General features: G+C 38.1%; 6 protein-coding genes. All 6 read left to right on the top strand.

Annotation, left to right across the window (positions count from 1 at the left end):
* Positions 1-365, top strand: a 365-nt coding sequence (locus F6K37_RS33395; protein ID WP_287254991.1) for a phage tail sheath C-terminal domain-containing protein, incomplete at its 5' end; no start/stop codon positions are given.
* 291 nt (positions 366-656) lie between these two features.
* Complete coding sequence (locus F6K37_RS33390) at positions 657-1,118, top strand: phage tail protein (protein ID WP_287254990.1); 462 nt, start codon at positions 657-659, stop codon at positions 1,116-1,118.
* 167 nt (positions 1,119-1,285) lie between these two features.
* On the top strand, positions 1,286-1,768 hold the full coding sequence (locus F6K37_RS33385) for a phage tail protein (protein ID WP_287254988.1): 483 nt from the start codon (positions 1,286-1,288) through the stop codon (positions 1,766-1,768).
* 2 nt (positions 1,769-1,770) lie between these two features.
* Positions 1,771-1,935 (top strand): DUF5908 family protein, encoded by a 165-nt coding sequence (locus F6K37_RS33380; protein WP_287254987.1) that lies wholly within the window; start codon positions 1,771-1,773, stop codon positions 1,933-1,935.
* A 9-nt stretch (positions 1,936-1,944) separates the two neighbouring features.
* The gene (locus F6K37_RS33375) at positions 1,945-2,679 is read left to right on the top strand and encodes a CIS tube protein (RefSeq protein WP_287254984.1); all 735 of its coding nucleotides are present in this window, start codon (positions 1,945-1,947) and stop codon (positions 2,677-2,679) included.
* Positions 2,680-2,686: 7 nt separating this feature from the next.
* On the top strand, positions 2,687-4,248 hold a 1,562-nt coding region (gene vgrG, locus F6K37_RS33370; protein WP_287254983.1), incomplete at its 3' end, for a type VI secretion system tip protein VgrG.

The raw sequence follows: 4,248 nt of genomic DNA, 5'->3' as shown, positions 1-4,248 counted from the left end.
GGGGAGCAAGGACTTTAGCGGGTAATGACAATGAATGGCGCTATATCCCTGTGCGCAGACTGTTCAATCTCATTGAAGAATCGATTCAGAAAGCCACTGCATTTGTGGTCTTTGAGTCTAACAACACCATCACCTGGCTGAAAGTGAAGTCCCTAATTGAAAGTTATCTAGAGGGATTATGGCGACAAGGTGCCCTGGCTGGTAGCACTCCTGAACAAGCTTTCTTTGTTAATATTGGACTGGGTAAAAGCATGACAGCACAGGACATTTTAGAAGGACGGATGATTGTGGAAATTGGTCTGGCACCAGTTCGTCCAGCTGAGTTCATTATCCTGAAATTCTCCCATAAATTACAGGAAGCATAGGGGGAATTAAAAATTCAAAATTCAAAATTAAAAATTAAAAATTGTAAGCATTCAGTGGTCAGCGGTCAGCGGTCAGTGGTCAGCTTATTTTATTCAAAAGCACCGATTGCGCTACGCGCATTAGCTGTTCGCGTAGCGTGCGCGTAGCGCTTAAGCTGATAACTGATAACTGATAGCTGATAGTTGATAGCTGATAACTGAATGCTGATAACTGAATGCTGAATGCTGAATGCTGAATGCTGAATGCTGAATGCTTAAACTAAACCTAAAGTAATTAAGGAAACATAAATCATGGCAACCACACCAGAAGAAATAAAAAACAGCTATCCAATTCCGGTATTTCATTACCGAGTCACCATAGAGGGAGATGATGCCCACGCTTTCTCAGAGGTATCGGGATTAAGCATTGAATACGAAACCATTTCTTATCGAGATGGCATGAGTTATAAAAATGGGGTAAAGCATATGCCAGGATTAAGCACTCCCGTTAACCTAACCCTACAAAAAGGAATTGTCAGAAAAGACAGCTATTTATTGGAATGGATTAGTAGCGTTCGATTAAATACCGTCGAAAAGCGGGATGTCAGGATTGACTTGTTAGACGAGTCAAGTGAAGCAGTTGTCTCCTGGACAGTTATAGATGCTTTCCCCAAGAAATTAGATGCACCGTCATTTAATGCCACTAGCAACGAAGTCGCCATTGAGAGTTTAGAACTCATGGCTAGCGATCTCAAGGTTGATTATTCAGGATAATCATTAGACTTCGCGGCAGTTGTCGGGAACAGGGAATAGGGAACAGGGAACAGTGGACAATAATTGAAAATAACACTATCGGACAAATAACTATTTTTGCAAGAGGTCTATTAATTCAAAACTCAAAACCCAAGGTTGACAAGCTGATTAGTGATGGCAGATAAGTGATGGCAGATAATTTCCCCATTCCGGAACTTACTTTCACTGAAAATCCCCCGGTTGGATTTAATTTTATGGTCGTCTTTTTCATTGCCGGAATTGTGCCTAATCCCTTAGATATTCGCTTTCAAAAAGTATCGGGGATTTCTGCGGAAATAAGCACAACGGACATCCGTGAAGGGGGTGAAAATATTTTCAGACATCGTTTGCCTAATCAGGTTACCTATAATAATCTGGTTTTAGAAAGAGGAATGGTGATTGGCTCTCCTCTGAATATAGAGTTTAACGTTGCTATGAGTACCATGAAATTTGCTCCCAGCAATGTCTTAGTCATTTTGCTTGATGAAAACACTGCTCCTGTTTCTAGTTGGTTATTTAAGAGAGCTTATCCAGTAAAATGGACGACATCTGACCTAGATGCTAATGCCAATGCTGTGGTTATAGATACGATGGAATTAGCCTATGCGAGATTTCAAAGTGTGAGGATTTAGCTATGCCAGTGGAAATCAAAGAATTAATTATTCGTGCCAACATTGTGGATAGTAAGGACAATAATTCAGAATCCCAGATTGAAGGTACTTCTGGACAAAAAGATGAAATAATTGCTGCTTGTGTGGCACAAGTACTAAAAATATTGGAGCGTAAAAAAGAGAGGTAAGGGAAATCTATGCTTAAAAACCCTTTCAAACTAGAAAAGCTGAAGATTTTGGCTTATAAAGTAACAAAACACGAGGATAAGGTGATCAAAGGTGAATTTTTTGGCACTTTTGAAGCGATGTTTAATCCGGAATCCTATTCCTTAAAATACGAAAATGTTTATCAAAAATATCAGGGAATTAATACCACTGGGCGCACGGCAAGATATTCTCTCAGTAAACCCCAGAATTTGTCACTAAAATTAATTTTAGATGATACAGGAGTAGCAGATTATGGAGCTTTAGGGTTTGCCACAGCTTCATTAGTTGGCAATGTTTTAGGGACGAAAGATATTTACCAACAAGTAAATCACTTTCTCGAGCTAACCACTTATATGAATGGTGATATTCATCAGCCTAACTTTTTAGAAATTCGATGGGGAGACTTAATTTTTGATTGCCGTCTCCAATCTGTTAATGTTAATTATACACTTTTTAACCGTAGGGGACAACCGATAAGAGCTGAGTTAGATACCGTTTTTAAAGGTGATCTAGAAGATTCAAAGCGCATATTACTAGAAAATAAAAGCTCACCCGATCTTACCCATACTAGAACTATAAAAGCTGGAGATAAGTTGCCTTTGATGGCTCAAGAGGTATATGGTGACTCGGCCTATTATATCCAGCTTGCCCGTGCTAATAATGTCAATAACTTCAGAAAGTTAAAAACCGGAACAACTATCAAATTACCGCCAATAGAGAAGTAAAAAAATAATGAGTGGTGTTGTCACAGCAACAATTTTGAGTGATGGGGAAGTAATGAAATCAGAATACAACCTCATGTCGATTGACATTATCAAAGAGGTTAATAAAATCCCGATAGCTCAAATCATTTTATTAGATGGTGACGCGGCAGAACAAAAATTTGCTATCAGCAATACGGATTTTTTTAAACCAGGCAAAGAAATTGAAATTAAGCTTCGCTATGAATGTAAAAAACAAAAGGAAGCAACAGTGTTTAAGGGAATTATAGTAAGACACTGTGTTCAAGCAGATCAATATAGTTCTTTCCTAACTGTTGACTTAAAAGATGCAGCAATCAAATTAACTACCCAAAGAAAAAGTGCTGTCTTTCGAGATCTGACAGACAAACAAATTATCGAAGAAATAATTAACAATAGGCTAAAATTAACATCTATTGCTACAACTAAACCAAAGCATAAGGAAATGGTGCAATATTACTGCACTGACTGGGATTTCATTTTATCTCGTGCGGATGTCAATGGTCTGTGGGTTTTAGTTGATGATGGCGAAATTAGTGTTAAAAAGCCTAGTCTATTAGATCAACCAAAAGATACACATACCTTTGAATATGGCATTCGTGAGATTTACGAATTTGAAATGGAAGCGGATATCCGCCATCAGTATGGGGTGCTAGAAAGTACGGGTTGGGATGTCAAAACACAAAAAATGTTCCAATCACAAGGAGCTAAGATGCAAAATATACCTGTCTACCAGGGTAATTTAGAAGGATATAAATTAGCCAAAAACATTGGTGCAGAAAACTATCAATTAATCAGTCCTGGTCAATTAGATAACAATGAAATACAAGCTTGGGCAGATGCCAAATTACTTAAAAGTCGTTTTTCAATGTTGAAAGGTCGTATCAAAGTCCCTGGATTTGCTGGTATAAGACCTGGAGATGTTATCGGAATTGCAGGTATAGGATACCGTTTCAATGGCAAAACATTAGTAACAGGAATTCGACATCAAGTTACTACCCAAGGCTGGCAGACCGATGTACAATTTGGTTTATCTGCCAATTGGTTTTATCAACAAAACAATGACATTATCGATACCCCAGCTGCCGGATTAGTTCCAGCTATCCATGGGTTGCAAATTGGGATTGTGGATAAGTATGAAGCGGATCCAGATAAACAGTTTAGGGTAAAAGTCAGAATCCCCTCAATTGAAACAGATGGTATTGTTTGGGCAAGATTAGCTTCGGTTGAGGCTGGTAATAAAAGAGGTATTTTCTTTAGACCTGAAACCGGGGATGAGGTTATTCTCGGTTTTATCAATGATGACCCTAGACAAGCTATAATTCTGGGTGCAGTGCATAGTGAGAAAAATGCTTTACCAGCAGGTTTAACAGTAACCAAGGAAAATAATAAGAAAGGAATTGTCACTAAAGAATCCCTAAAAATTCTATTTGATGATGAAAATAAGTTAATCGAAATTAGTACATCCAAAGGCAATACCTTAAAATTATCCGAGCAGGATAAAGGGATTAAATTGGAAGATGAAAATGGTAATACAATCACGATGGATAATCA

The sequence above is a fragment of the Moorena sp. SIO4E2 genome (assembly GCF_010671945.1).
GTDB classification, from domain to species: domain Bacteria; phylum Cyanobacteriota; class Cyanobacteriia; order Cyanobacteriales; family Coleofasciculaceae; genus Moorena; species Moorena producens.
The sequence above is the reverse complement of the archived record's forward strand: the minus strand, read 5'-3'. Positions and strand labels throughout refer to the sequence as shown.

Excerpts from the sequence above, each read along its gene's own strand:
- F6K37_RS33390 (WP_287254990.1), top strand. The coding sequence starts at position 657 with ATGGCAACCACACCAGAAGAAATAAAAAACAGCTATCCAATTCCGGTA.
- F6K37_RS33385 (WP_287254988.1), top strand. The coding sequence starts at position 1,286 with ATGGCAGATAATTTCCCCATTCCGGAACTTACTTTCACTGAAAATCCC.
- F6K37_RS33380 (WP_287254987.1), top strand. The coding sequence starts at position 1,771 with ATGCCAGTGGAAATCAAAGAATTAATTATTCGTGCCAACATTGTGGAT.
- F6K37_RS33375 (WP_287254984.1), top strand. The coding sequence starts at position 1,945 with ATGCTTAAAAACCCTTTCAAACTAGAAAAGCTGAAGATTTTGGCTTAT.